The 22,605-nt window shown below is 65.4% G+C and carries 26 protein-coding genes, 1 tRNA gene, 1 pseudogene and 1 riboswitch; of the genes and pseudogenes, 12 read left to right on the forward strand and 16 right to left on the reverse strand.

Going from position 1 to position 22,605, the window contains the following annotated elements:
- Positions 1-14: 14 nt before the first annotated feature.
- On the reverse strand, positions 15-995 hold the full coding sequence (gene miaA / locus U5A52_RS14035; RefSeq protein ID WP_321935064.1) for a tRNA (adenosine(37)-N6)-dimethylallyltransferase MiaA: 981 nt from the start codon (positions 993-995) through the stop codon (positions 15-17).
- Complete coding sequence (mutL, locus tag U5A52_RS14040) at positions 992-3,142, reverse strand: DNA mismatch repair endonuclease MutL (RefSeq protein ID WP_321935065.1); 2,151 nt, start codon at positions 3,140-3,142, stop codon at positions 992-994. The genes miaA and mutL overlap by 4 nt, the downstream gene beginning before the upstream one ends.
- A 224-nt stretch (positions 3,143-3,366) precedes the next feature.
- On the opposite strand from mutL, the gene U5A52_RS14045 reads away from it, so the two are divergent.
- Complete coding sequence (locus U5A52_RS14045; RefSeq protein ID WP_321913775.1) at positions 3,367-4,053, forward strand: DedA family protein; 687 nt, start codon at positions 3,367-3,369, stop codon at positions 4,051-4,053.
- Between the two features lie 95 nt (positions 4,054-4,148).
- Here the strand turns inward: U5A52_RS14045 and U5A52_RS14050 are convergent, their stop codons facing one another.
- On the reverse strand, positions 4,149-4,964 hold the full coding sequence (locus tag U5A52_RS14050; protein ID WP_321935066.1) for a mechanosensitive ion channel family protein: 816 nt from the start codon (positions 4,962-4,964) through the stop codon (positions 4,149-4,151).
- Between the two features lie 287 nt (positions 4,965-5,251).
- Between U5A52_RS14050 and U5A52_RS14055 the strand changes: the two are divergent.
- Positions 5,252-5,872 (forward strand): annotated as a pseudogene (locus U5A52_RS14055) (ParB-like protein); the annotation flags it as partial.
- 102 nt (positions 5,873-5,974) lie between these two features.
- Here U5A52_RS14055 and U5A52_RS14060 read toward each other — a convergent pair.
- Both U5A52_RS14060 and U5A52_RS14065 read right to left on the reverse strand, forming a co-directional pair.
- Positions 5,975-6,355 (reverse strand): hypothetical protein, encoded by a 381-nt coding sequence (locus U5A52_RS14060; protein WP_321935067.1) that lies wholly within the window; start codon positions 6,353-6,355, stop codon positions 5,975-5,977.
- A 334-nt stretch (positions 6,356-6,689) separates the two neighbouring features.
- Positions 6,690-7,619 carry a LysR family transcriptional regulator gene (locus tag U5A52_RS14065; protein WP_321913778.1) on the reverse strand — a complete coding sequence of 310 codons (930 nt, stop codon included), beginning with the start codon at positions 7,617-7,619 and terminating at the stop codon, positions 6,690-6,692.
- Positions 7,620-7,731: 112 nt separating this feature from the next.
- Between U5A52_RS14065 and U5A52_RS14070 the strand changes: the two genes are divergently transcribed.
- From U5A52_RS14070 to U5A52_RS14080, 3 genes are all read left to right on the forward strand, one after another.
- Positions 7,732-8,301: a cytochrome b gene (locus U5A52_RS14070; protein WP_321913779.1), complete on the forward strand. Its 570-nt coding sequence runs from the start codon at positions 7,732-7,734 to the stop codon at positions 8,299-8,301.
- Between the two features lie 61 nt (positions 8,302-8,362).
- Positions 8,363-8,950, forward strand: a complete 588-nt coding sequence (locus U5A52_RS14075) for a YceI family protein (protein ID WP_321913780.1) — start codon at positions 8,363-8,365, stop codon at positions 8,948-8,950.
- A 54-nt stretch (positions 8,951-9,004) separates the two neighbouring features.
- Positions 9,005-9,595, forward strand: a complete 591-nt coding sequence (locus U5A52_RS14080) for a YceI family protein (protein ID WP_321913781.1) — start codon at positions 9,005-9,007, stop codon at positions 9,593-9,595.
- A gap of 106 nt (positions 9,596-9,701) precedes the next feature.
- On the opposite strand, the gene U5A52_RS14085 is transcribed toward U5A52_RS14080, so the two are convergent.
- The 10 genes from U5A52_RS14085 to ydfG form a co-directional block, all read right to left on the reverse strand.
- On the reverse strand, positions 9,702-10,148 hold the full coding sequence (locus tag U5A52_RS14085; protein ID WP_321935068.1) for a BspC domain-containing protein: 447 nt from the start codon (positions 10,146-10,148) through the stop codon (positions 9,702-9,704).
- A 166-nt stretch (positions 10,149-10,314) separates the two neighbouring features.
- A tRNA-Lys gene (locus U5A52_RS14090) sits at positions 10,315-10,390 on the reverse strand.
- Between the two features lie 188 nt (positions 10,391-10,578).
- Entirely contained in the window at positions 10,579-11,328 is a 750-nt protein-coding gene (gene ybgF / locus U5A52_RS14095) for a tol-pal system protein YbgF (protein WP_321913786.1), read from the reverse strand.
- Between the two features lie 23 nt (positions 11,329-11,351).
- A complete protein-coding gene (pal, locus tag U5A52_RS14100; protein WP_042266217.1) occupies positions 11,352-11,858 on the reverse strand; it encodes a peptidoglycan-associated lipoprotein Pal in 507 nt (168 codons plus the stop codon).
- A gap of 18 nt (positions 11,859-11,876) precedes the next feature.
- Complete coding sequence (tolB, locus tag U5A52_RS14105; protein WP_321913787.1) at positions 11,877-13,169, reverse strand: Tol-Pal system beta propeller repeat protein TolB; 1,293 nt, start codon at positions 13,167-13,169, stop codon at positions 11,877-11,879.
- A 146-nt stretch (positions 13,170-13,315) separates the two neighbouring features.
- Positions 13,316-14,317, reverse strand: a complete 1,002-nt coding sequence (tolA, locus tag U5A52_RS14110) for a cell envelope integrity protein TolA (protein ID WP_321935069.1) — start codon at positions 14,315-14,317, stop codon at positions 13,316-13,318.
- Positions 14,314-14,760, reverse strand: coding sequence for a protein TolR (gene tolR, locus U5A52_RS14115; protein WP_158758513.1), 447 nt, complete (start codon positions 14,758-14,760; stop codon positions 14,314-14,316). The genes tolA and tolR overlap by 4 nt, the downstream gene beginning before the upstream one ends.
- 24 nt (positions 14,761-14,784) lie before the next feature.
- Positions 14,785-15,462, reverse strand: coding sequence for a protein TolQ (gene tolQ / locus U5A52_RS14120; protein WP_028205324.1), 678 nt, complete (start codon positions 15,460-15,462; stop codon positions 14,785-14,787).
- A gap of 154 nt (positions 15,463-15,616) precedes the next feature.
- Positions 15,617-16,111 carry a tol-pal system-associated acyl-CoA thioesterase gene (ybgC, locus tag U5A52_RS14125; RefSeq protein ID WP_321913789.1) on the reverse strand — a complete coding sequence of 165 codons (495 nt, stop codon included), beginning with the start codon at positions 16,109-16,111 and terminating at the stop codon, positions 15,617-15,619.
- 68 nt (positions 16,112-16,179) lie between these two features.
- The gene (gene ydfG, locus U5A52_RS14130; protein ID WP_321935070.1) at positions 16,180-16,926 is read right to left on the reverse strand and encodes a bifunctional NADP-dependent 3-hydroxy acid dehydrogenase/3-hydroxypropionate dehydrogenase YdfG; all 747 of its coding nucleotides are present in this window, start codon (positions 16,924-16,926) and stop codon (positions 16,180-16,182) included.
- Between the two features lie 197 nt (positions 16,927-17,123).
- A riboswitch (ZMP/ZTP riboswitch) is annotated at positions 17,124-17,261 on the forward strand.
- A gap of 175 nt (positions 17,262-17,436) precedes the next feature.
- Between ydfG and glyA the strand changes: the two genes are divergently transcribed.
- The 7 genes from glyA (at position 17,437) to U5A52_RS14165 (ending at position 22,080) form a co-directional block, all read left to right on the forward strand.
- On the forward strand, positions 17,437-18,684 hold the full coding sequence (gene glyA, locus U5A52_RS14135; protein ID WP_321913791.1) for a serine hydroxymethyltransferase: 1,248 nt from the start codon (positions 17,437-17,439) through the stop codon (positions 18,682-18,684).
- Between the two features lie 15 nt (positions 18,685-18,699).
- A complete protein-coding gene (gene nrdR / locus U5A52_RS14140; RefSeq protein ID WP_321913792.1) occupies positions 18,700-19,182 on the forward strand; it encodes a transcriptional regulator NrdR in 483 nt (160 codons plus the stop codon).
- 157 nt (positions 19,183-19,339) lie between these two features.
- The gene (locus U5A52_RS14145; protein WP_321935071.1) at positions 19,340-19,876 is read left to right on the forward strand and encodes a GspH/FimT family pseudopilin; all 537 of its coding nucleotides are present in this window, start codon (positions 19,340-19,342) and stop codon (positions 19,874-19,876) included.
- Positions 19,873-20,301 (forward strand): hypothetical protein, encoded by a 429-nt coding sequence (locus tag U5A52_RS14150; RefSeq protein ID WP_321935072.1) that lies wholly within the window; start codon positions 19,873-19,875, stop codon positions 20,299-20,301. The genes U5A52_RS14145 and U5A52_RS14150 overlap by 4 nt, the downstream gene beginning before the upstream one ends.
- The gene (locus U5A52_RS14155) at positions 20,298-21,095 is read left to right on the forward strand and encodes a PilW family protein (RefSeq protein ID WP_321935073.1); all 798 of its coding nucleotides are present in this window, start codon (positions 20,298-20,300) and stop codon (positions 21,093-21,095) included. Before U5A52_RS14150 ends, U5A52_RS14155 begins: the two co-directional genes overlap by 4 nt.
- Positions 21,092-21,628 (forward strand): hypothetical protein, encoded by a 537-nt coding sequence (locus U5A52_RS14160; protein ID WP_321935074.1) that lies wholly within the window; start codon positions 21,092-21,094, stop codon positions 21,626-21,628. The genes U5A52_RS14155 and U5A52_RS14160 overlap by 4 nt, the downstream gene beginning before the upstream one ends.
- A 20-nt stretch (positions 21,629-21,648) precedes the next feature.
- Positions 21,649-22,080, forward strand: a complete 432-nt coding sequence (locus U5A52_RS14165) for a type IV pilin protein (RefSeq protein ID WP_321935075.1) — start codon at positions 21,649-21,651, stop codon at positions 22,078-22,080.
- A gap of 29 nt (positions 22,081-22,109) precedes the next feature.
- On the opposite strand, the gene U5A52_RS14170 is transcribed toward U5A52_RS14165, so the two are convergent.
- A complete protein-coding gene (locus U5A52_RS14170; RefSeq protein ID WP_321913798.1) occupies positions 22,110-22,595 on the reverse strand; it encodes a DUF3318 domain-containing protein in 486 nt (161 codons plus the stop codon).
- Positions 22,596-22,605 lie beyond the last annotated feature (10 nt).

Genomic DNA, 22,605 nt, shown 5'->3' on the forward strand with positions numbered 1-22,605 from the left:
ATGGGCCGGCGGTCTCAGCCGCCAATCCGCTCCACCGCCGCAACGGCCTGTGCGGTCGCGTCTTGCGCGCAGCAATCCACGACGATGCGCTCCGGCATCGCGCGCAGCCACGTGAGTTGGCGCTTGCAGAGCTGGCGCGTGGCGAATACGCCCTTGTCGCGCATGGTGTCGTAATCCACCTCGCCGTCGAGGTATTCCCACACCTGGCGGTAGCCCACGCAGCGCATGGACGGCAGGGTGGGATTCAGGTCGCCGCGCGCGCGCAGCGCCTTCACCTCGTCGATGAGGCCGCCCGCGAGCATCGCATTGAACCGCGCTTCGATGCGCGCGTGCAGCACGCCGCGATCGGACGGTTCGAGCGCAACCGGCACGAAGCGATAGCGCGCGGCTTCATCCTCGCGCGTGGACGGCGTGGCGAGCAGCACCGACATCGGCTGCCCGCTCAGCATGAAAATTTCGAGCGCGCGCTGAATGCGCTGCGAGTCGTTCGGGGCCAGGCGCGCCGCGGTGGCCGGATCGACCTGAGCGAGACGGGCATGCATGGCGGGCCAGCCGTCGCGTGCGGCTTCGGCGTCGAGTTGCGCGCGCACGGCGGGATCGGCCGAGGGCAGGTCGTTCAGGCCTTGCGTGAGCGCCTTGTAATACAGCATCGTGCCGCCCACGAGCAGCGGCACGTTCCCGCGCGCAACGATTTCGCCCGTCACGCGCAGTGCGTCGGCGCGAAAGTCGGCGGCGGAATACGCATCCAGCGGATCGACGATATCGATCAGATGATGCACGGCGGCCGCCCGCTCCTCGGCGGTCGGCTTCGCGGTGCCGATGTCCATCTCGCGGTACACGAGCGCGGAATCGACGCTGACGATCTCCACTGTGCGCCCGCGCGCCGCCGACTGCGCGGCATACGCAAGCGCGGCCGCCGTCTTGCCCGAGGCCGTGGGACCGAGCAGGCAAGCGACGGGCAACGCTTCAGCGGCTGGTTTCGTGGACTGCGTCATTGACCGCGCATGAAGAGCCGATCGAGATCGGCGAGCGTGAGCTGGTACCAGGTCGGCCGGCCGTGGTTGCACTGGTCGGCGCGCTCGGTCGTTTCCATCTGGCGCAGCAGCGCGTTCATCTCGTCGAGCGTGAGCCGCCGGTTCGCGCGCACCGCGTGATGGCAGGCGAGCGTGCCGAGCATCTCGTGCTGGCGCTCGGTGAGCACGCGCGAGCCGCCGTATTCGTGCAGATCGGCGAGCACGGCGCGCGCGAGCGCCTGGAGATCGGCGTCCTTGAGGAGTGCGGGCACCGCGCGGATCGCGATCGACGTGGGCGAAAGCACGGCGAGGTCGAAGCCCAGCGCCTCGAGCGTCGCCTTTTCTTCCTCGACAGTGCCCGTTTCGACGGGATCGGCCGTCATCGAGATCGGGATCAGCAAGGGCTGCACGGCGAGCGAGCGCTCGGCAAGGGCCTGCTTGAACTGCTCGTAAAGAATGCGCTCGTGTGCGGCGTGCATGTCGACGATCACGAGGCCGCGCGCGTTTTGCGCGAGCACATAAATGCCGTGCACCTGGCCGAGCGCGAAGCCGAGCGGATGGTCCTCGCCCGCTTCGAACGCGGCGTGCGGTGCGCCGGCGGCGAAGGCGTCGGCTGCGCCGTCTTGCGCCTGCGGCACGGTCGAGCCCTGCGCCGTGCCCGCGCCGACGTCCTTGCGGCCGAACAACGCGTCATACAGCGCGAGTGGCTGCGCGACCGGCAGGCTACCCTGCGTCATGCGCGACTGGCGCAGCCAGGTGTTGCCGCTGCTCGCGTTGGCGCCGCCTGCGTTTGCAGCCCCAAAGCCGGAAGCGCGCGAGAGCGGGCTACCCGCGCCGCCGCCGAAGCTGCTCGCCACGCTTGCGGTGCCGAACTTGCCGTCCGCGCCGAAGCCGCCCGTAGCACCTGGCGCTGCGCCTGCGCGCGGGTAATCGGACGCGCCCGAAGCCAGCCCGACCGAGGCGCCCAGCACCCCGGCGCCCGGCAACGCGCGCGGCTCGATGAGCGCGGCCGCGTGGCCGCCCGAGGTCGTTTCGGGCGAGGCGCCCGCGTGGCGCGCAAGCGCGCGCTGCACGGCGTGGAACACGAACTGGTGAATCGAGCGCGAATCGCGAAAACGCACCTCGATCTTCGAGGGATGCACGTTCACGTCGACGGCTTCGGGCGGCAGGTCGAGGAACAGCACGTACGACGGATAGCGCTCGCCGTGCAGCACGTCCTCGTAGGCCGCGCGCACGGCGTGCGTGAGCAGCTTGTCGCGCACGAAGCGGCCGTTCACAAAGAAGTACTGCTGGTCGGCGCGGTTGCGGCTCGCCGTGGGCAGGCCCGCGCAGCCGTACACGGCGAGCGGCCCGGCGCGCTCGTCGAGCGGCAGGTGCGCCGTGGCAAAGACTTCGCCGAGAATCTTCGAAACGCGCGTGGCGGGATCGCTCGCGTTCCAGTGCTCGATCGCGCGGCCGTTGTGCAGCACCGAGATCGCGACGTCCGGGCGCGCGAGCGCGCTGCGGCGAATCATCTCGAGGCAATGGCCCAGTTCGGTCTGCTCGCTCTTCAGGAACTTGCGGCGCGCGGGCGTATTGAAGTACAGCTCGCGCACCTCGATGGTCGTGCCCTGACCGCCCGCAGCCGGCGAGATCGCGCCCGTGTGGCCCTCGATCTTCACGGCGTGCGGCGCGTCGGCGCTGCGGCTCGTAATCGACATTTCGGCCACCGAGGCGATCGACGCCAGCGCTTCGCCGCGAAACCCGAGCGTCGCGACGCTTTCCAGTTCGGCGAGCGAGCGGATCTTGCTCGTGGCATGGCGCATGAGCGCGAGCGGCAACTCGGCTTCGGGAATGCCGCAGCCGTCGTCGGCGATGGAAATGCGCTTCACACCGCCTTCGTCGAGCAGGATGCGCAGGGTGCTCGCCCCGGCGTCGAGCGCGTTTTCCAGCAGTTCCTTGACGACGGAAGCGGGCCGCTCGACCACTTCGCCCGCGGCGATCTGGCTGATGAGCTGATCGGGCAGCGCCTGGATCGCGCGCGCGGGCTGCGCGGCGCGCGACGCAACGGCGGCGTCGGTCGTGCTGGCAGCGTGGGCGGCGTTGGCGGAATCCGGCGCGGCGCCGGTGGGTTCGGAATTCGAAGACATGCGCGCAATTATAGCGAGTCGGCGCGGCGCCACCTGGCGCGCATCTGCACCCCTAAAAACCGCCATCTAGCAGCGCTTTGTGCGCGAAATCACCGAAATTGGCGGGAATTTTTCGTGACGGCCAGGCACTTTCGGTATCATGGCGCGGTCAATTTTGCTTCTCGCGCAACACAGGGCGAACGCGCTTTTTCAGGCGCGCGGCCCACGATCAATAAGGGACACTTTTGGATACGCTTCTGCAGTTCGTCAATCTTGTCTTGCACATCGACAAGTTTCTCGGTGTCTTCATCCAGCAATACGGCGGCTGGGTCTACGCGGTGCTGTTCCTGATCGTGTTCTGCGAAACCGGGCTCGTGGTGCTGCCGTTCCTGCCAGGCGACTCGCTGCTCTTCATCGGCGGCGCGTTTGCCGCTACGCACGAGATGAATCTCGGCCTGCTGATCGTGCTGCTGCTCGTGGCGGCGGTCCTTGGCAATACGGTCAACTATCTGATCGGGCGCGCCATCGGGCCGAAGGTGTTCAATACGCACATTCCCGTGCTCGAACGCTTCCTCGATCGCGCCGCACTGCAGAAAACGCACGAATTCTACGAGCGCCACGGCGGCAAGACGATCGTGCTCGCGCGTTTCATTCCTGTCGTGCGTACCTTCGCGCCGTTCGTGGCGGGCGTGTCGCAAATGAGCATGCGACGGTTTCAGTTCTTCACGATCACGGGTGCGCTGTTCTGGGTGTTGCTGCTCGTGCTGCTCGGCTACTTCTTCGGCAACATTCCGTTCATTCGCCAGTATCTGAACGTGATCGTGCTCGTCGGCATTGGCGCTGCGATCGTGCCGATCCTGCTTGGCGGCCTGTGGAAGATGCTGCGCAAGAACTCGCGCGGCGGTGCCGTGCGCAAGCCCAACGGCGGTTGAGCGCCAGGCGCCACCAGGCTGCAACGCAATAAAAAACGGCATCGCCTGCGAAGGCGATGCCGTTTTGCTTTGGCGGGCGCGTCGAATGTGGTGGGCTAGGTGCCCACGCGGCGAATGATCGAAGGCGTTTCGGGGGTGGGGTAGCCCGCGTCCTTGAAGGTCTCGACGATCGCGCGGTTGGTGTCGAAGTAGACCTGCCAGTAGGTGTCGTTGTTCGTGTAGGGCCGCACGGCCAGCAGCGGCCCTTCGGGCGTGAACGACAGAATCTCGACATCGGGCGCCGGTTCCTGCGCAACGTTCGGAATTTTCGCGATGGCGGCGCGCAGGCGGTTGGCGGCGTCGACGGGATCGACACCGTTGGCGATCTTCGCGGTCAGCTCGACGCGGCGCAAGGGCGTCGCGCTGTAGTTCGAGATGGTGTCCGAGAAGATCTTGTTGTTGCCGACGATGTTGACCACGTTGTCCGGCGAGATGATGGTCGTGCCGAAAATGCCGAGTTCCTTCACGGTGCCCGTCACGCCGCCGGCCGTCACGAAGTCGCCCACCTTGAACGGCCGCAGCACCTGCATGAACACGCCCGCCGCGAAATGCGCGAGCAGGCCGCCCCACGCCGTGCCGATGGCGAGGCCAAGACCGGCGAGGAGCGCCGCGAACGAGGTGGTCTGCACGCCGAACACCTGGAGGATCGCGAGGACCAGCAGCAGGTTCAGGACGGCGGCGAGGATTGAACTGAGGTAATGCGCGAGCGTGGGATCGACCCGCTCGTTGCGCGCGAGCACCTTGCGCAGCAAACCGGCGACGAGGTTGATGGCCCAGCGCCCGATGATCCACAGGGCGATCGCCGCGACGACCTTGGTCCCGAAGTCGATGCCCCGGGTCATGATGAATACGCGGATGGTTTCGAGATCCAAAATGCCCTCGCTTGTGCCGTGGAATTGCCGTTGATCGAGCCGGAAAAGACGTGCAACCGACAGTGGCGGGGAGCGCGGCGCGTGCCGTGGCTGGCGCCGTCTGTCCCTCGGAGCATTTATAGGCGAACTGTAAAAAGCGCGCATCCAACGTGCCCAGCGGCTTGAAGGGTTGACCCCGCGCACGAAGCGCGAAGCGCGCGTTCAATCGATGCGGCGTGCATGGCCGTTCGGCTGTATCGTTGCGCGATCGACACCGACACTGACCCGCACCAAAAAGGAGGCCCGCCATGAACCTTCAGAACACCGATCTCCATCTCATCACCGTAAAGCTCGACGAGCTTCGCCCCACGCAGATCACGGTGGGCTTTCGGGAGGTGAACGCCAAACGCGCGCACTGGCAGGCGCTCGACAAGAAAGGCCGCGCGGCGGCCATCGACTCGCACTGGTTTCCCGCCGTGCTCGGGCCGAAGTCGCGCTACTACGTGGTCGATCACCACCACCTCGGCCGCGCGTGGCTCGAAGAATCGGTGGAGAGCGTGCGGGTGACGGTGCTCAAGGATCTCTCGTGGCTCGAGCCCACCATCTTCTGGCGCATGATGGAGCACAACCAATGGGTGCATCCGTTCAATGCCTCGGGCGAGCGCTGCGAATTCGAACAGTTGCCCAAGCAGCTCCTGGGTCTCGCGGACGATCCGTATCGCAGCCTCGCGGGCGAGTTGCGCACGTCGGGCGGCTACGCGAAGGACACGACACCGTTCAGCGAATTCCTGTGGGCCGACTATCTGCGCCGTAAGGTATCCGAAACGCGCTTGCGCAAAGACTTCGACGCGGCGCTCGCCGACGCGCTTTCGCACGCGCACGATCCCGAAGCGCGTTACTTGCCGGGCTGGTCGGGGGTGGTGCCTGCCGCGGCGGCTGGCGTGCCGGCGGGGGCGACTGGGAAGGCGCCCAAGGTGGCGAAGGCGGATAAGGCCGCAAAGGTCAAGAAGAGCTGAAGCGGGCGGCGCGCCTTACATCGGCAGCGTCGATTTGCTGTAGGGAGACGTTTCGATTGCCTGCGCGCCGGCTGGTCCGCTGTGCGCCTGGCGTGCGTCCTGCCGGCGCGCATGCCGCGCGAGCAGCAGTGCCATCAACGCGGCGAGCGCGTAGGCGAAGGCGCGCTCGGGGTAGGTCTCGCTCGGGTTGTGCGCTTGCCACGGCCCACCGGCACTGGCGAACACGAGGAAGGTGACCGCCGTGTCGAACGCGAGTGCAATCGCCATCAAGCCGACGAAGATGCGCGTGCCATTGAGCGTGAGATCGGGCCGCGCGCAGACAACGAGCCTGCAACCCACGCGCACGGCGAAGAGCAAGGCGAGATTCCAGAGCAGAAAGCAGATGAAGTTGACCATGATGCGAAGTGACCGGGCGCGTGACGCAAAGCTCGCGCTGGGTGTTCGGGGCGTGCGGCGGTGCGCATGCCCACGCTCCCGGCGAGCGGTGGCGCGATCCTGGCATGGAGGTCCATCTCGATAAATGCGGGCAGACGAAGGTCGATGGCGCGAAGTCAGCGCCCGTCGTCGCGCGAGCCCGGCGCGATGCGGCTCGCGAGGGTTTGTGAAGCATTGTCAGGCGTGCGCGGGGTTGCGTTCTTGCAACTCGCAGGCGCATCGCTGAGGCGCCGTTGGGCCGACGATGGCCCGAAGTTGGCCCGAAGTTGGCCCGCGGTTGGCCCGCAGTGAGCTTTCAGCGCGCGTCGGGAAGTGCCGCTTGCGGCGGCGTGCCTTGGGTGAGGTAGTGGCAGAGCCATTCGCTGGCGGGGCCGCGTGCGGCGTCGGTGCGATGGATCAGCGAGATGTTGTAGCTCACCGAGCGCCGGTCCGCGAGCGCGACGCGCACGAGCCGCCCGGCTTCGAGGTCGGCTTCCACCAAATGCTTCGGCATCGACCCCCAGCCGAGGCCCGCGAGCAGCAGCCGGTGCTTGGCGCCGAGGTCGCCGAGCTTCCATGCGCGATTGCTGTACACGCCAAAGTTCTGGCCTTCGGTGAGGCGGCTTCGGTCGGTGAGGACCAGCTGCGTGTGCTCGCGCGCATCCGAAATACGCACGGGATGCTCCGCCTTGGCGAGCGGATGGCAGGGGGCGGCCACGAGCACGAGTTCCACGGTGCCGATGGACTGCGCCTCGATCACATGCGGCCAGTTGTGGTTCGGCCCGCTGATGCCGACCGCGCAATCGCCGTCGAGCACGAGCTTGAGCACGCCGCCAAGCGCCTCCATGGTGAGATTCAGTGCGACGGTGGGAAACGTGAACGCGAACGCCTGCAGCGCTTCGACGAGCCGCTGCGACGGAAACATCACGTCGACGGCCAGCGAAACCTCGCCTTCCAGTCCCCTCTGCAGGCCGGCCGCCTTGGCGTTAAGCTGACCCATGAGCAGATCGAGGCGGCGCGCGTCGGCGAGGATCGCGCGGCCCGCGGCCGTGAGTTCCGGCTTGCGCTTGCCGCGCTCGAACAGTGCGACGCCCAGCAGCGCCTCGAGATTGGCGATCGTATAGCTGACCACCGACTGGGCGCGGTCGAGCTGGCGCGCCGCCGCCGAGAAGCTGCCGGTTTCCGCCACGGCGATCAGCGCGCGAAGCTGCTCGAGACTAGGGGAGCGGTCCGAGGTGCGGTCCACGAGATACGGTCCTTTTCGATCTATCGAAAAAGTGGATGATAACCATCCATTTTAGACGATTGTTTGAATAGGTTTGGCCGGGTAAAGTGCACACCTCGAATATTGGAGTCGTATGCCGATGAACCCTTCCGTCAAGCCCGCCGGCCGCTATAGCGGCTTTGCCATGCTGCTGCACTGGCTGATCGCTGCGCTGATCGTCTGGGGCTTTGCGCTCGGCTGGGTCATGACCGACATTCCCGGCATCACGCCCACCAAGCTGCGCTACTTCTCGTGGCACAAGTGGATTGGCGTGACCGTGCTCGCGCTCGTGCTCGTGCGCATTCTCTGGCGCGTCACGCACGCCGCCCCCGCGCTGCCCGGCTCCATGCATGGCTGGGAAAGGCTCGCCGCGCATCTCGGCCACACCGCGCTCTACGTGCTGATGGTCGCGATCCCGGTGACGGGGTACCTGTATAGCTCGGCGGCCGGCATTCAGGTCGTGTACCTCGGCATCTGGCCGCTGCCCGTGCTGATCGACCCCGACACCGCGCTCAAGGGTGTGCTGCGCATCGTGCATATCGCGCTGAACTACACGTTGCTCACCGTGGTCGTGCTGCATGTGCTCGCCGTGATCAAGCACCAGTTGATCGACCGCCAGAACATCCTCTCGCGCATGCTGCCGTTCGGCACGCCGCGCGACTGACCTTGCGGCGCGTGCGCGCCGAATCCATTTTCCGATGCCTCCCACCTTGGACCGACAGCCCATGATCCAACGTCTTGCCCATACCGCTTCCGTCGTCGCGCTCGGCGCGGCGCTCGCCGCCGGCGCGACTTTCGCCACGACTTTCGCCACCAGCGCCAACGCCGCGGCCGAAGCCGCCAAGAACTCCGTCACCGCCGTGTTCAAGCAGATGAACGTGCCGGTCGAAGGTCGCTTCAATCACTTCACCGCCGACGTGCGCTTCGATCCGGCGAACGTCGCGGCATCGAGCGCGAAGCTCGACGTCGAAGTGTCGAGCTTCGACATCGGCGCGCCGGAATACAACAAGGAAGTCGCCGGCGACGAGTGGTTCGACGCCTCGCACTTCCCGCACGCGACCTTCGTCTCCACGCAAATCAAGCCGGGCGCGAACGGCGCGTTCACGGTGGCCGGCAAGCTGACCATCAAGGGCAAGACGACCGACGTCGTCGTGCCGGTGCAATACCGCAAGGACGGCGCCAACCAGGTGTTCGACGGCGCGCTGCCCATCAAGCGCCTCGCGTACGGCATCGGCTCGGGCGAGTGGAAGGACACCTCGATCGTCGCCGACGACGTGCAGATCAAGTTTCACATCGTGTCCGCCGCGCACTGACGCGCGAGCGGCATCATTTTTTCATCCAGTTTCTCTCGCACCAGGAATCGATTCATGAAGACCACGATTTTCGCCGCGGCCGTTGCCGCCTCGCTCGCCGCTTTCGTCGCCACGCCCGCGCTCGCGGCCACGACGACCTACAACATCGACCCGATGCACACGTATCCGAGCTTCGAAGCCGATCACTTCGGCGGCGTCTCGGTGTGGCGCGGCAAGTTCACGAAGAGCGCGGGCACGGTCACGATCGACCGTGCGGCGAAGACGGGCACGGTGGACGTGACGATCGACGCATCGTCGATCGATACGGGCAACTCGCAGCTCGACAAGCATGTGAGCTCGGCCGAATTCCTCGACACCGCCAAGTACCCGACGGCCACCTACAAGGGCACGTCGATCCGCTTCGACGGCGACAAGCCCGTGGAAGTGATCGGCACGTTCACGCTGCACGGCGTGACGAAGCCGCTGAACCTGAAGATCGACTCGTTCAAGTGCTTCCAGAACCCGATGCTCAAGCGTGAAGTGTGCGGCGCGGACGCATCGGCGCAATTCGACCGCGCGGACTACGGCGTGAACTGGGGCCAGTCGTATGGCTTCAAGACGGCAACGACGCTGCAGATCCAGGTGGAAGGCGTCAAGGCAGACTGAGTTGGCGCGCGGCATGGGCCGCGCCTCGCTCGATGCGAAAAAGCCCGTGCGTTGTTGGCGCACGGGCTTTTTTGTTGCATGCAGCGATAAGGATGACGAAGTATCGTCAGTGGATGGGCGACGTTGCGTGCGTGCTGCGCGGCGACAGCGCGATATCGACGACGTGCGAATGCCAGATACCGCAGGTGGCCTTCACGGGGACCCAGGCGTACTTGCCGCGTACCTTGGCGAAGGCGTGCAGGTGGATCAACGTGTCGACGGATGTGACAGGCGTGAGCGCATCGCTTGCGGCGGGTGCGGGCGTGACATTGCCGGGCGCGGGCTGCTCGATCTTCGCCGAGAGCGCGCGGCGGTCGGGCACGAGCAGCGAATCGTAGCGCTGCGCCTTGCGCACCCACTGATCGAGCGCGGAGACGCAATTGACGACGGCGTCCGGCACGCGAATGCGGCGCAGGTATTCGTAGTCTTCGGGTTGCGGTTGGACTTGCGCATGAACGCGCAGACTGAGCCAGAAAAGCGCGAGCAGGGCGCAGGCAAGGGTCGTGAACTTCATGAGGACGTGGCCTGTGCAGCAGGGGATGGGACGGCGAGGGAGGGGGGAGTATACATGCTGGGCCGGTGGCCGCGCGCTGAGGCTCTCAAGGCCAGTTGCCTGCGAATTGCCATGCGCTGCAAAGCAAAAAGCCCAGTCCGGAGACTGGGCTTTTCGTTTGATTCTTTGGTAGGCCGTACGGGATTCGAACCTGTGACCAACGGATTAAAAGTCCGCTGCTCTACCAGCTGAGCTAACGACCCAAAAGAGAAGCGGGATTATAGCGGCGTATGATCAGCGCGTCAACTCCTGCGCCACGAAACCAACGGAAAGCGCAAAGGAAAAGGCCCGGAGCACGCCGTGCCCCGGGCCTTCCTTGTACGCGAGAGGCGCATTTCGCGGCATCGGCAATACGCCAGTGCCACATCACGCCAAAACCAGCCAGCAGCGCTTATTTGAGCTGTGAAAGCTTGCTCTGCGCCGTCTGGGCGACATCCGAGTTGCCGTATTGCGAAACGACCTGCTCGAGCGTGCGCTTGGCTGCAGCCTTTTGCCCCTGCTCGATCTGATTGTTCGCAATGGCCAGCAGCGCCTCCGGCGCGCGCGGATGCTGCGGGTACTTGCTGACGACGTTCTGCCACGTCGCGGTCGATCCCTTGTAGTCCCTCAGCGCATAGAGCGCGTTGCCGAGCCAGTACTGCGCGGTCGGCTGGTAAGGACTCTGCGGGAACTTCGCGATGAAGCTGCGAAACGATGCTGCCGCGTTCTTGAAGTCGCCGTTGCGGAACTGCTGCGAAGCGGCGTTGAACGCTTCCATTTCACCCGGCTGAACCGTGCCTTGCACGCCGTCCACGGTCTCCTGCTGCGGCTCGAACTTCTTGAGTCGCGTGTCGAGATCCGTGTAGTAGTCCTTCTGTTGCTTCTGCAGGGTTGCCAACTGGTTCGCCATGTCCTCGTTCTGTCCGCGCAACGTGGCGACCTGCTGGTTGAGCTGGTCGAGTCGGTTGGACTGGTCGAGGATCGTGCGTTGAGCGGCGGACAACTGGTTAGACAGGCTGTCCGTTTTCGCGCGCAGGTCGAGAATCGCCTGGCGCGCCTGATCGTCATCGAAGATACCCGCGTGAGCCGGCAGCGCCGCAAAGGCGACGCCAGCCACGCAGGCGGCTGCGGCTACGCGCAGCGGGGAGAAACGGTGCGACATACGCCCCTTCATCCAATGCTCAATTACTGTTGATACACGAGGTCAGCACGGCGGTTTTGCGCCCACGATGCTTCGTCGTGGCCCGTTGCGACCGGCTTTTCCTTACCGAGGCTGACAGCTTCCATTTGCGAGTCGGGCACGCCCATCAGCGAGAGGGCGCGACGGACTGCTTCAGCACGCTTTTGACCCAGCGCCAGGTTGTATTCGCTCGTGCCGCGCTCGTCGGTGTTGCCCTGGATCAGGACGTGACGTTCCGGGTGCGTCTTGAGGTACTGTGCGTGAGCTTGCAGCAGCGACTGGTAGTCGTCCTTGACGGCGTAGCTGTCGAAATCGAAGTACACGCTGCGCTTGGCGAGCGGGCTGTTCGGGTTGTTCAGCTCATCGACGTTCACCTGGGCGACCGCGTTCGGGTTCGGCTGGGTGTTCATCGCGCCTGCGTTCGGGTTCGTTTCCTTGACACCCGACTTACACGCTGCCAGGGCACCGATCATCAAAACGGCCAAGGCCAGGCGTACTTTCTTCGACATCATTTTTGCTCTCCTGAAGTGTTATTGCATAAAAGGACCCCAGGACGGCTCGCGTACGCTGCCGCCCTGAACGGACAGGATTTGCCGCGTACGACCGTCGGTCGATACAGCAGCCAGCACGCCACGGCCGTTCACCTGTGTGGCGTAAAGAATGTACTGACCGTTCGCCGCGAAGCTGGGCGATTCGTCATGTGTCGTGTCAGTGAGCGCCGTGGCGACACCGGACTGCAGATCTTGAATGTACAGCTTAAATCCGCCACCCGTGCGTGAGATGTACGCCAGTTGCTTGCCGTCCGGGCTGACCTTCGGGCTCGTATTGTAGTTGCCGGTGAACGTCACACGCTGTGCCGCTCCGGTGCTTTCGCCCTGGGCCGGCATCCTGTAAATCTGAGGCTGGCCGCCGCGGTCGCTCGTGAAATAAATCGAGCGTCCGTCAGGAGAGAAGTTGGGTTCGGTGTCGATCGTCGTGCCTTGCGTGAGGCGGTGCAGGCCGGAGCCGTCGGCATTGACGGCGAAGATCTGCGTGTTGCCCGTGCGCGACAGTGCTACCGCGAGCGTGCGGCCATCGGGAGACCATGCCGGCGCCGAATTGTTGCCCTTCTGGTCCGAAATGATTACGCGGCGACCTGTAGGCAGGTCATGCACGTAGACGATCGGCTTCTTCTTTTCGAAAGAGACGTAAGCGACCTTGGTGCCGTCGGGCGACCAGGCCGGCGAGATGATCGGCTCGGGGCTCGAGAGCGCGATGTGCGCGTCTTGTCCATCGGAGTCCGAAACCTGCAGCTGGAAGCGGCCGCCCGTTTTGATGACGTACGAAAGACGCGTGGCGAACACGCCGCGGTCGCCGAGCAGCTTTTGATAGATGTAGTCCGAAACCTTGTGCGCGCTCATGCGCAGGCCGCTTGCGGGGCTCGTGAGCACGAGGCCGCCGAGGCTTTCGCCCTTCACGGTGTCGTAGAGCTTGAAGCGAACTTCGTACTGGCCGTTGGCGAGCTTGTTCACGCTGCCCGCCACGAACGCATTGGCGCCCTTGGCCTTCCAGCTGCCGAGGTCGACGGAGTCGTTTTCCGAAATCGGCGCGCTGCCGGCGTCGATGTTGGTGAATTTCCCGCTGCGTTGCAGGTCGGCGCGCACGATGGCCGCGACCTGTTCGGGCGAATTCGCTTCACCGGCAAAATTAGCCGTGGCGATCGGGAACTGGGTGGAGCCCACGCCGGTGACGAGGACGTTGAGTTGTGCGTTCGCCGCGCCGCCCGCCGTGATCAGGCAGGACGCGACGAGGGTCCGCAGGCCAAGCTTCGTCATCAATGTCATGCTGTGATATTTCCTGAAAAAAGCAATTTTGTCATACCGCGCAACAGCAGACTGACCCGAGATTGTTCGAATCGTTCCTTGTTCCGCTGCTTGTTCTGCTGTTGCGCGCCGGCTTTCCTCAACCTTTCTGTGATTTGCGCTCGCTGTTAGCCCGCCGGGCGCAAGGTGATCTTGAAGCTCGAAGGCGCCTTGCCGTCGGTATCGACAGGCATCGGATCCGAGCGCTGGACCGCGCGCAACGCGGCGGCATCCCACGACTGGTTGCCGCTGCTGCGCGTGATCGTAGCGCCAAGCAGCGTACCGCTCGGCGCGCATCGCACCGCGATCTCAGTTTCGAGGCCTGACGTTTCGCCTGACCAGACGATGTTCGGCCGAACGGCGCGGCGCACCTTGTCTGCATAGCCTGGCGACGTCGCATTACCGCCCGAACCGCTGCCGGTGCCGCTCTTCGCGAGACCATTGCCGCTCGTGCCTTCGCCGCCGCCCATCGAGCCTTGCATCTGTGCGATGCGGGCGCGGCGGTCCGCGTCAAGCTTCTTCGCGTTGGCATCGGCTTGAGCCTTCGCCTTGGCCGCCTTCTCGGCGTCGGCCTTCTTCTGTGCGTCGAGCTTCGCCTGCTTCTGCTGCTCTTCTTCCTGCTGCTGCTTCTTCAGCGCGTCCTGCTGCTGTTGCTGCTGCTTTTGCTTCTCTGCCGCGGCTTGTTGCTGTTCCTGCTGCTGCTTGAGCTTCTGCGCCTTTTGCTGCGCGGCGAGCTGCGCAGCCTGCTGGGCCGCGAGCTGCTGCTGGCGTTTCGCGTCGGCTTCCTGCTGCGCTTTCAGACGCTGCTGCTCGGCCAGTTGCGCCTCGCGCTGCGCTTCCTGCTGCTTACGCTTTTGCTGTTGCAGCGCGATGTCGGCGTCCTCGGTTTGCGGCGGCGGCGGGGCAGGGGCGACCGGCGCGGGCGGCGGCAGCGGCTTCGGCGCCGACAGGTCCGGCACTTCGGTCCACAGTTCCGCCTCTTCACCCGCCGGCGTGCTGTTCTGCCAGTGGATGCCGTGATAGAGGAACAGACCGAGCAGCGCGTGCATGATCACCGCGAGGGCGATAGCACGTCCCGTGCCACGCTCGCGCGGAGGCTGCAGCGGATACGAATCTTTCTTCCGGGTCATTGCGATTTGACGAGCAGTCCGACACGTTTGACGCCGTGCGACTTCAGGTCGGACATCACGTTCATCACCGTCTCGTATTTGACGGACTTGTCGGCGGCGATCACGACGGGCTGGTCCGGATGGCTCTGCTCGCGATCGGCGACGAAGCCGTTGAGATCGGCGCGCGTCATGGTTTCCTGCTGCGTGGCGCCGGAGTCATCCTTGTAGCGTACGCTCAGATTGCCGTCGGGGCGAATGTTGACCACGACGGGCGGCACCTGCTGCTGCTGCGACGCGCCGCCGACGGTCGGCAGATTGACGATGGACGGCGCCACGAGCGGCGCGGTCACCATGAAGATCACGAGCAACACCAGCATCACGTCGATGTACGGCACGACGTTGATGTCGGCCATCGCACGGCGCGAGCGGCTGCCTCGCATGCTCGAACGGACTGAGCCTCCCATCTTCGACTCCTTGCTTCGTGACGATTAGTGGGCCTGACGCTGCAGGATGTTCGAAAACTCTTCGATGAAGGTTTCGAAGCGGATCGCCAGACGGTCGATGTCGTGTGCGTAGCTGTTGTACGCGACCACCGCCGGAATGGCGGCGAACAGACCGATCGCGGTCGCCGTCAGCGCTTCGGCAATGCCGGGCGCCACGTTCGCGAGCGTGGCCTGCTGCACGTTGGCGAGGCCGCGGAACGCGTTCATGATCCCCCAGACCGTGCCGAAAAGACCGATGTACGGACTGACCGAGCCGACCGAGGCGAGGAACGAGAGATTCGCCTCGAGCGCGTCCATCTCGCGCTGGAAGGCGGCGCGCATCGCGCGGCGGGCGCCGTCGAGCACGAGGCTCGGATCATTCAGGCGCTTTTCTTTCGCCTTCAGAAATTCGCGCATGCCCGACTCGAAGATACGCTCGAGCGCGCCGATCGTGTGGCGGTTGTTGGCTGCGCTCTGATAGAGCGCCTGCAGGTCGCCGCCTGACCAGAAGTCGCGCTCGAAGCGCTCTGTCTGGGAGCGCGCCCGGCGGATCGCAAACCACTTGCGGAAGATGAAGGTCCAGGAAATCAGCGACATGAGCAGAAGAAGCCCCATCACCGCCTGTGCCAGTATGCTCGCATTAAGAACGAGAGAAATGATCGACAGATCTTGTGTAGTGTTCATATAGGTTCGTTGTGACGTCCCGAAAGGGGCGAGCGGCTGCAAGACAACGCAAGGCTTCCTGTAGGCGGTTGGGAAGCTCTCGCGCCGTCGCGGCCGAACCCTGCTTGGTCCTGCATTGACCGGCGCGAGTTCACTGGCGTCGTATCAACGGTAATTACTGCACTGCCGTTGACACGGCGTACAGGTCTTTCTGTGGCCCACGTAGCAAGGCTTCATGAACGGGGGCCGGAATGGGCGCGGGGCGCATGGCTGTGCTGTCGACGCAGGCGACACGAATGGTGCCCGTGGCGAGCAGCGTGTTCTCGCGCCACGCTTCCTGCATGAAGTCGACCGAGGCGCGGCCAAGCTTCTCGACGCGGCTGACGGTGGTCACGACGTCGTCGAGGCGCGCGGGTGAACGGTAGTCGAGCGCAGTGCTGCGCACGACGAAGAGCACGCCCGTTTCCTCGGCGAGCCGACGCTGATCGACGCCGCACGCGCGCAGCCATTCGGTGCGCGCGCGTTCGAAGAACTTCAGATAATTCGCGTAAAACACGATGCCACCGGCGTCGGTGTCCTCGTAATAGACGCGTATCGGCCACGTAAAACCGCGCCCGGCCGGTGACGATGCGGCGTCCGGCTTGCTGGTCGAATTTTCCATGCCGCGCATTCTACCGGAACGCGCGGCCCCAACGTCTTTCGTACGACTGACGTAAGTATAAAATTTGTAAGGTAATTTTAGCCGCGATGGATGCTGAGGCCGGCGAATGTCTGGGCAACGGGCATCAATTCGATCGTGTTGATGTTCACGTGCGCTGGGCGTGTGGCGATCCAGTAGATCGAGTCGGCGATGTCCTCGGCCGTGAGCGGTTGCACGTCCTTGTAGACGTTGGCCGCCTTGGTGTCGTCGCCGCGAAAGCGCACGTTCGAGAACTCGGTGCCGCCGCACAGGCCCGGCTCGATGTCGGTCACGCGCAGCGCGGTGCCCGCGAGGTCCGCGCGCAGGTTCAGGCTGAACTGGCGCACGAAGGCCTTGGTCGCGCCGTAGACGTTGCCGCCCGCATACGGCCAGCGGCCCGCCACGGAACCGAGGTTGAAGATGTGGCCGCGGTTGCGCGCGATCATGCCGGGCAGAAACGCGTGGGTGACCTGCACGAGGCCCGTGCAGTTGGTGTCGATCATGGTTTCCCACTCGTCGAGGTCGGCCTTCTGCGCCGGTTCTACGCCGAGCGCGAGGCCGGCGTTGTTGACCAGCACGTCGACGCCGGCGAACTCGGGCGGCAGCGCGGCGGGCGCGGCTTCGACCGCGGCGCGGTCGCGTACGTCGAGCTCGATGGGCAGAAGGGCGTCGCCGAGTTCGGCGGCGAGCGCGTCGAGACGGTCCTTGCGGCGGGCCGTGGCGACGACGCGATGTCCGCCCGTGACAAAGGCCCGCGCAATGGCGGCGCCGAATCCTGCGGATGCGCCGGTGACGAAAACGATCATGGTGGCTCCCTGGTCGGTAGAAGGCGAGGAAAGCGGAAAGCCTACTTCCAATGCCGCGTTGCGGCAAGGAAGGGACAGAACGCGCGAGGGCCGCATCGCCGGTACCACCGGCCGTCGCGCCAGCAGGCGCGGGGCGCCCGGCCGCATGGGGCGCGGGCGGTTGCCTATTCCCTGCCGTTCCAATACACTAACGCGCTCAATCCCTGCGTGACTGGCGATAGGGTTCCAAAATAGCGGCGATGGCGGTAGCAATCTGCCCGCAATGAGGGACTCAAGGTGGAACGACCCACCGTGAAGCGCAGGGTGCCGTTTTGCCGTTCGCCTGGGCAGCCTGATTTCGCGCGCTTTCGTTAGCGCTGCGGGGCCTTTACCGGCCGTGGCTGTCCAGCCTCGCGTGTGCGGCACCTCCTTCCGCCACGTCAAGGCTGGCCTCTTCGCCAGCAGCGCCGCGTACCCGCTACGCGTTCCGCGCGAGACCCGGTCAACCTGAACACACTTAACGGAATCCGTATGTTTGACAGAGCCGAAAGCACCATCGCCAACGTCGATCCCGAACTCTTCAAGGCGATCGAACTCGAAAACCGCCGCCAGGAAGAGCACATCGAGCTCATCGCGTCGGAAAACTACACCTCGCCCGCAGTCATGGCCGCGCAGGGTTCGCAGCTCACCAACAAGTACGCCGAAGGCTACCCCGGTAAGCGCTATTACGGCGGCTGCGAATACGTGGATATCGTCGAGCAGCTCGCGATCGACCGCGTGAAGCAGCTGTTCGGCGCCGAAGCCGCGAACGTTCAGCCGAACTCGGGCTCGCAGGCCAACCAGGGCGTGTTCTTCGCCGTGCTCAAGCCGGGCGACACGATCATGGGCATGAGCCTCGCCGAAGGCGGCCACCTCACGCACGGCATGGCGCTGAACATGAGCGGCAAGTGGTTCAATGTCGTGAGCTACGGCCTCGACGCCAAGGAAGACATCGACTACGAAGCGCTCGAAAAGCGCGCGCACGAAACGAAGCCGAAGCTGATCATCGCTGGCGCTTCGGCATTCGCGCTGCGTATCGACTTCGAGCGCATCGCCAAGGTCGCCAAGGCGGTTGGCGCGTACTTCATGGTCGACATGGCGCACTACGCGGGCCTGATCGCCGCGGGCGTCTACCCGAACCCGGTGCCGCACGCCGACTTCGTCACCACGACCACGCACAAGAGCCTGCGCGGCCCGCGCGGCGGCGTGATCCTGATGAAGGCGGAGTTCGAGAAGCAGATCAACTCGGCCATCTTCCCGGGCATTCAGGGCGGTCCGCTCATGCACGTCATCGCCGGTAAGGCCGTGGCGTTCAAGGAAGCGCTCTCGCCGGAATTCAAGACCTACCAGCAGCAAGTGGTCGAGAACGCTCGCGTGCTGGCGGAAACGCTGGTCAAGCGCGGTCTGCGCATCGTTTCGGGCCGCACGGAAAGCCACGTGATGCTGGTGGACCTGCGCGCGAAGAACATTACCGGCAAGGCAGCTGAAGCCGTGCTTGGCAGCGCGCACATCACGGTGAACAAGAACGCAATTCCGAACGATCCGGAAAAGCCGTTTGTGACGAGCGGCATCCGCCTCGGTTCGCCGGCCATGACAACGCGCGGCTTCGGCGTGAAGGAAGCCGAGCAGGTGGGCAACCTGATTGCCGACGTGCTCGACAATCCGGAAGACGCCGCCACGATCGAGCGCGTGAAGGCGCAGGTCGCTGAGCTGACGAAGCGCTTCCCGGTCTACCGCTAAGCCACGCGATAGGCCATGCGCTGCCCCTTTTGCCGGCACGAAGACACGCAGGTCGTCGACTCGCGCGTGTCCGAAGACGGCGCCGCGATCCGGCGCCGCCGCCGCTGCCCGGCCTGCGACAAGCGTTTCACGACGTACGAGCGGGTCGAGCTGGCGATGCCGTCTATCGTCAAGAAGGATGGCAGCCGCACGGAATTCGACCGCCGCAAGATCATGGCGAGCATGCAACTGGCGCTGCGCAAGCGCCCGGTTGCGGCCGATGCGATCGACGCGGCGGTTGCCCGTATCGAATATCAATTGCTCGGCAGCGGCGAGCGCGAAGTGCGCAGCGAGCGCCTTGGCGAGCTCGTGATGGGCGAATTGCGCGAGCTCGACAAGGTCGCGTTTGTCCGGTTTGCTTCGGTGTACCGACGCTTCGAAGACGTCTCCGAATTCGAAGACGTGATCGAGGAATTCCGCCGTGCGGGTGCTGCCAACAACCCCACGAAAAAGCGCTGAGCGCATTCGCATTTTTCTTCCCTCCCGCTTTGCCGCTGTCGTAACGCTCGCATTCTCGCGAGCCGACGCTGCGCGCACCAGCTAGCCGTTCGGCTAATTGTTTCGTTTCCCGTTCGTCCGTAGATTGGTGGCAATCCGCTCAAATTAAGGATTGCTGATGAAGCACGGAGGATTCACACTCGTCGAGACGATGGTCGTCATCGTCTTGCTGGCGATCTGCGCAACGCTTTCCATGCCTGTTTTCACCGCGTGGCGCGTGCGCGACCAGGTCGACGCACGCGCCAACGCCATGCTCGGCACGCTTGCCTACGCGCGCAACGAGGCGATACGGCGCAAGGCGCGCATTACCGTTTGCCGCGTCGATACTGCGCGCAATTGCCTGGCGGCGGCTAAGGCGTGTCCGTCCGGTAGCGCCGACTGGTCATGCGGTTGGGCCGTCATGATCGAGCGCGCGGGCGCGTATATCCCTTTGCGCATCCAGCCGGCGCTCGACTCGATCACCGTGGCTTCGGGGCTCACCGCCATCACGTTTTCGCCGCCGGCGGGGCAAACCATTGGTAGCTTGCGCAACTTCGAGTTCGCCCCGCGGACTACGTCGGCTGCGCAGCGCGGCGCGAGCTGGCGGCGCTGCATACGCATCGCGGCGGGCGGCCGGGCACGAGTGAGCGACGGCGCATGCACGGGTGCGTCGTGAGCCGGGCCAGTGAGCGTGGCGTGCGCGGATCGACGCTGCTCGAAGTTGCCATTGCGCTCGGCGTCATGGCGATGTGCGGGCTCGGCCTGATGAGCACGCAGCTCGGGGTGGCCCGGCATGCGCAGCTGGCAGCGGCGCGCGAACGCGCGGTGTTTGCCGCTGACGCCATTGCCGAAGCCGCACGCGTGGCAGGCGCATCTGGCTCCCCGATCGATCGATGGAAGGCGCTGACGGCGAGCGTTGTGCCGGAAGGGCAGCTGACCACGTCGAGTGCGGGCGGAGACGCATCGATCGCGTCTGTGAGTTGGGCGGCGACACCGTTCGGCGCAGCGTCAGGTTCGGCTGCGGCCTCGCGGGTCGCGCCATGTCTCGATGCAACGGCGCCCGCAGGGCGCGCCTGCGTTGCCTTGGCATTTCTGCGATGAGTAAGCGTCTCGCGTATGCACGCCGGCATGCTGGCCACACACTGCTCGAACTGACGATTGCCGTGGCGCTTGGTCTCGTGGTGACGCTGGGTGCGCTCTCGGCCTACCGCACGCAGCGCCAGGCCTACGCGCTGGCGAGCGATGCCGTGCGTATCCACGAGGCCGGCATGAACGCATTGATGTTGATCGGCGAGCAGATCCAGATGGCCGGCTTTACCGCAGCCGATGCGCGCTCGCCGCTTGCCGGTCCTGCAATTTTCGGCTGCGCTGCCGGGCGACCGAGCGGTGCCGACGCCGCGCTTGCCTGCGAGTCGCTGTCGAGCCGCTCCGATGGGCTGGCGGTGCGCTATCAAGGCGACGGAGTCTCGACATGGCCCGCCGCGAACGGCCAGGTCACCGACTGCCTCGGGCAGGCGGTGGGCGCAGCGGGCGTCGAAATCGTGAACCGCTATCACGCCAAGGTGAGCGGCTCGACCGGCGAGACCGAGCTTTATTGCGAGGGCTCCGGCAAGGTCGGCACGGCGCAGCCGCTTGTCGAGGGCGTCGAGCGGTTGCGCTTGCGCTACTGGACGGCGGGCGCGGCGCAGGCGGTCGAAGCTTCGGCGCTCACGCGCGACCAATGGGCTGCGGTCGTCGCGGTCGATCTCTGCGTGCTGGTGCGCGGGGCGCTCCTTTCCCGGCGCGTGCGCTATGTCGATTGCGATGGCGTGCAGGCAGTCGGCGCCGATGGGCGAGCGCGACAAACGTTCTGGCGGCACGTCGTGCTGCGCAACGTTCTGCCGGCGGCGTCATGAGCACGCGCCTTTGTGTGACGCATCGCCCATGCGCCGCTCGTCGCGGCGTCGCGCTGCCGGTCGTGCTGCTCATTGTCGCGATGATGCTCGTGACTTCGGCGGCATGGTTCGAGGCAGCGTTGTTCGCGCGGCGCAACGCAGATGCTGTAGCCGATCATCTGCAGTCCTTCCATGCCGCTGACGCCGCGCTCGTGTTGTGCTCGCGTGCGCTGGCGAATGGCTCGCTCGCCGCGCCTGCGGCCGCCACGCAGCCCGGCGAGCCGCAAGCCTGGCGAAAGCAGGACAGCTTCGAGCGGCTGGCCATTGCGCCCGTTGCCGCCTGGCCCGGGTCCGGGCGCGCGCCGCAATGCTTCGTCGAAGCCTGGCGCATCGAGAGCCGCCCGCTGGCGCGCGCGTATCTCGTCACGGCGCGAGGGTTTGGCGTATCGGAAGACACACAAAGCTGGCTGCAGAACCAGTTGACCATCGAAGCCGAGGGCGATGAGACGCGCGTCGAGCATCACTGGCGTCACGTCGTCGCGAGGCCGTTTTGACAAGTCAAGCGGGAGGGAAGGTGAAGAGCAACCGCTACAGCGCGTTCACACTGCTGGAGCTGGTCATCGCGCTGGCGGTGGCCGCAATCGTCGCGGCCTTCGCGCTGCCGGGATGGAGCGCGCAGATCGCGCGGGGACATCGCATCGACGCTGTCGCCGCGCTCTATCGGGCGGCGCAGTTCGTCGATACGCAGAGCGCGTCGATGGCGTCGTTGCCCGCGGGATTCGACCAGGCGCCGCCGACGGGTACGCCCATCTACCGCTTGCGCGTGTTGCCCGCAGACGAGTCCAACGGCGGCTACGCCATCGCGGCCGATCCTGTGGAAACCGGCCCGATGCGCGGCGACGCTTGCGGCGCGTTCGTACTCGACGCAACCGGCGCGCGTAGCAACCACGCTGCAGGCGGCGGCGCTGTCGCGGCGGCTATCCAAACGTGCTGGCGGGACAGGTGAAGGCCTGGGAACTGCGCAACGCCCGGCAGTCAGCCGGTGAGATCGTCTTCGTCGGACCTGGAGCGGGCGGGCGGGTTCGAAGAGGTGTCGCGCTGGCGCCGCACCTGCTGCCACACGCGGTACGCCTCCCAGGCCGTAAAGGCGAGGCCGCCCCACTTGATGACGGGGCGCGCCGCCGAAACGATGCTTGTGCGCAGCGGTTTCGCCACAATGAGCGAGACGAGCGAGCTGACCAGCGGATATTCCTTGAGCAGGCTGCCGAGGCCGGAAGCCACGCCGCCGCCGGAGCCGCCGCCGGAGCCGGAGCGACCGAAGCCGGGCACCACGAAGCGCAGCCAGCTGAAATTCGTGACTGTCGCGCGGATGTCGACGAGCGCTTCAGCCATTTCGGCGCGCTCGACGCTAGCTCGCACGAGCAGCAGTTCCTTGCGCAGCGCGCGCAGTTGTGGCGTCGAGAGGTCGTGTGCACGACCGCCGCGAGGGCGAAAAGCGGTGTCCGGTCGGGGTTGGTTCATGGCGTCGGCT

The organism is Paraburkholderia sp. J8-2 (assembly GCF_905220195.1).
Lineage (GTDB): Bacteria > Pseudomonadota > Gammaproteobacteria > Burkholderiales > Burkholderiaceae > Paraburkholderia.

Coding starts and splice junctions, on each gene's coding strand:
- U5A52_RS14145 (WP_321935071.1), top strand. CDS start 19,340: ATGAAGCACGGAGGATTCACACTCGTCGAGACGATGGTCGTCATCGTC.
- pal (WP_042266217.1), bottom strand. CDS start 11,858: ATGATGTCGAAGAAAGTACGCCTGGCCTTGGCCGTTTTGATGATCGGT.
- glyA (WP_321913791.1), top strand. CDS start 17,437: ATGTTTGACAGAGCCGAAAGCACCATCGCCAACGTCGATCCCGAACTC.
- ybgF (WP_321913786.1), bottom strand. CDS start 11,328: ATGTCGCACCGTTTCTCCCCGCTGCGCGTAGCCGCAGCCGCCTGCGTG.
- mutL (WP_321935065.1), bottom strand. CDS start 3,142: ATGTCTTCGAATTCCGAACCCACCGGCGCCGCGCCGGATTCCGCCAAC.
- U5A52_RS14170 (WP_321913798.1), bottom strand. CDS start 22,595: ATGAACCAACCCCGACCGGACACCGCTTTTCGCCCTCGCGGCGGTCGT.
- U5A52_RS14160 (WP_321935074.1), top strand. CDS start 21,092: ATGAGCACGCGCCTTTGTGTGACGCATCGCCCATGCGCCGCTCGTCGC.
- U5A52_RS14155 (WP_321935073.1), top strand. CDS start 20,298: ATGAGTAAGCGTCTCGCGTATGCACGCCGGCATGCTGGCCACACACTG.
- tolQ (WP_028205324.1), bottom strand. CDS start 15,462: ATGAACACTACACAAGATCTGTCGATCATTTCTCTCGTTCTTAATGCG.
- miaA (WP_321935064.1), bottom strand. CDS start 995: ATGACGCAGTCCACGAAACCAGCCGCTGAAGCGTTGCCCGTCGCTTGC.
- U5A52_RS14085 (WP_321935068.1), bottom strand. CDS start 10,148: ATGAAGTTCACGACCCTTGCCTGCGCCCTGCTCGCGCTTTTCTGGCTC.
- tolA (WP_321935069.1), bottom strand. CDS start 14,317: ATGACCCGGAAGAAAGATTCGTATCCGCTGCAGCCTCCGCGCGAGCGT.
- nrdR (WP_321913792.1), top strand. CDS start 18,700: ATGCGCTGCCCCTTTTGCCGGCACGAAGACACGCAGGTCGTCGACTCG.
- tolB (WP_321913787.1), bottom strand. CDS start 13,169: ATGACATTGATGACGAAGCTTGGCCTGCGGACCCTCGTCGCGTCCTGC.
- ydfG (WP_321935070.1), bottom strand. CDS start 16,926: ATGATCGTTTTCGTCACCGGCGCATCCGCAGGATTCGGCGCCGCCATT.
- tolR (WP_158758513.1), bottom strand. CDS start 14,760: ATGGGAGGCTCAGTCCGTTCGAGCATGCGAGGCAGCCGCTCGCGCCGT.
- U5A52_RS14080 (WP_321913781.1), top strand. CDS start 9,005: ATGAAGACCACGATTTTCGCCGCGGCCGTTGCCGCCTCGCTCGCCGCT.
- U5A52_RS14060 (WP_321935067.1), bottom strand. CDS start 6,355: ATGGTCAACTTCATCTGCTTTCTGCTCTGGAATCTCGCCTTGCTCTTC.
- ybgC (WP_321913789.1), bottom strand. CDS start 16,111: ATGCGCGGCATGGAAAATTCGACCAGCAAGCCGGACGCCGCATCGTCA.
- U5A52_RS14075 (WP_321913780.1), top strand. CDS start 8,363: ATGATCCAACGTCTTGCCCATACCGCTTCCGTCGTCGCGCTCGGCGCG.
- U5A52_RS14070 (WP_321913779.1), top strand. CDS start 7,732: ATGCCGATGAACCCTTCCGTCAAGCCCGCCGGCCGCTATAGCGGCTTT.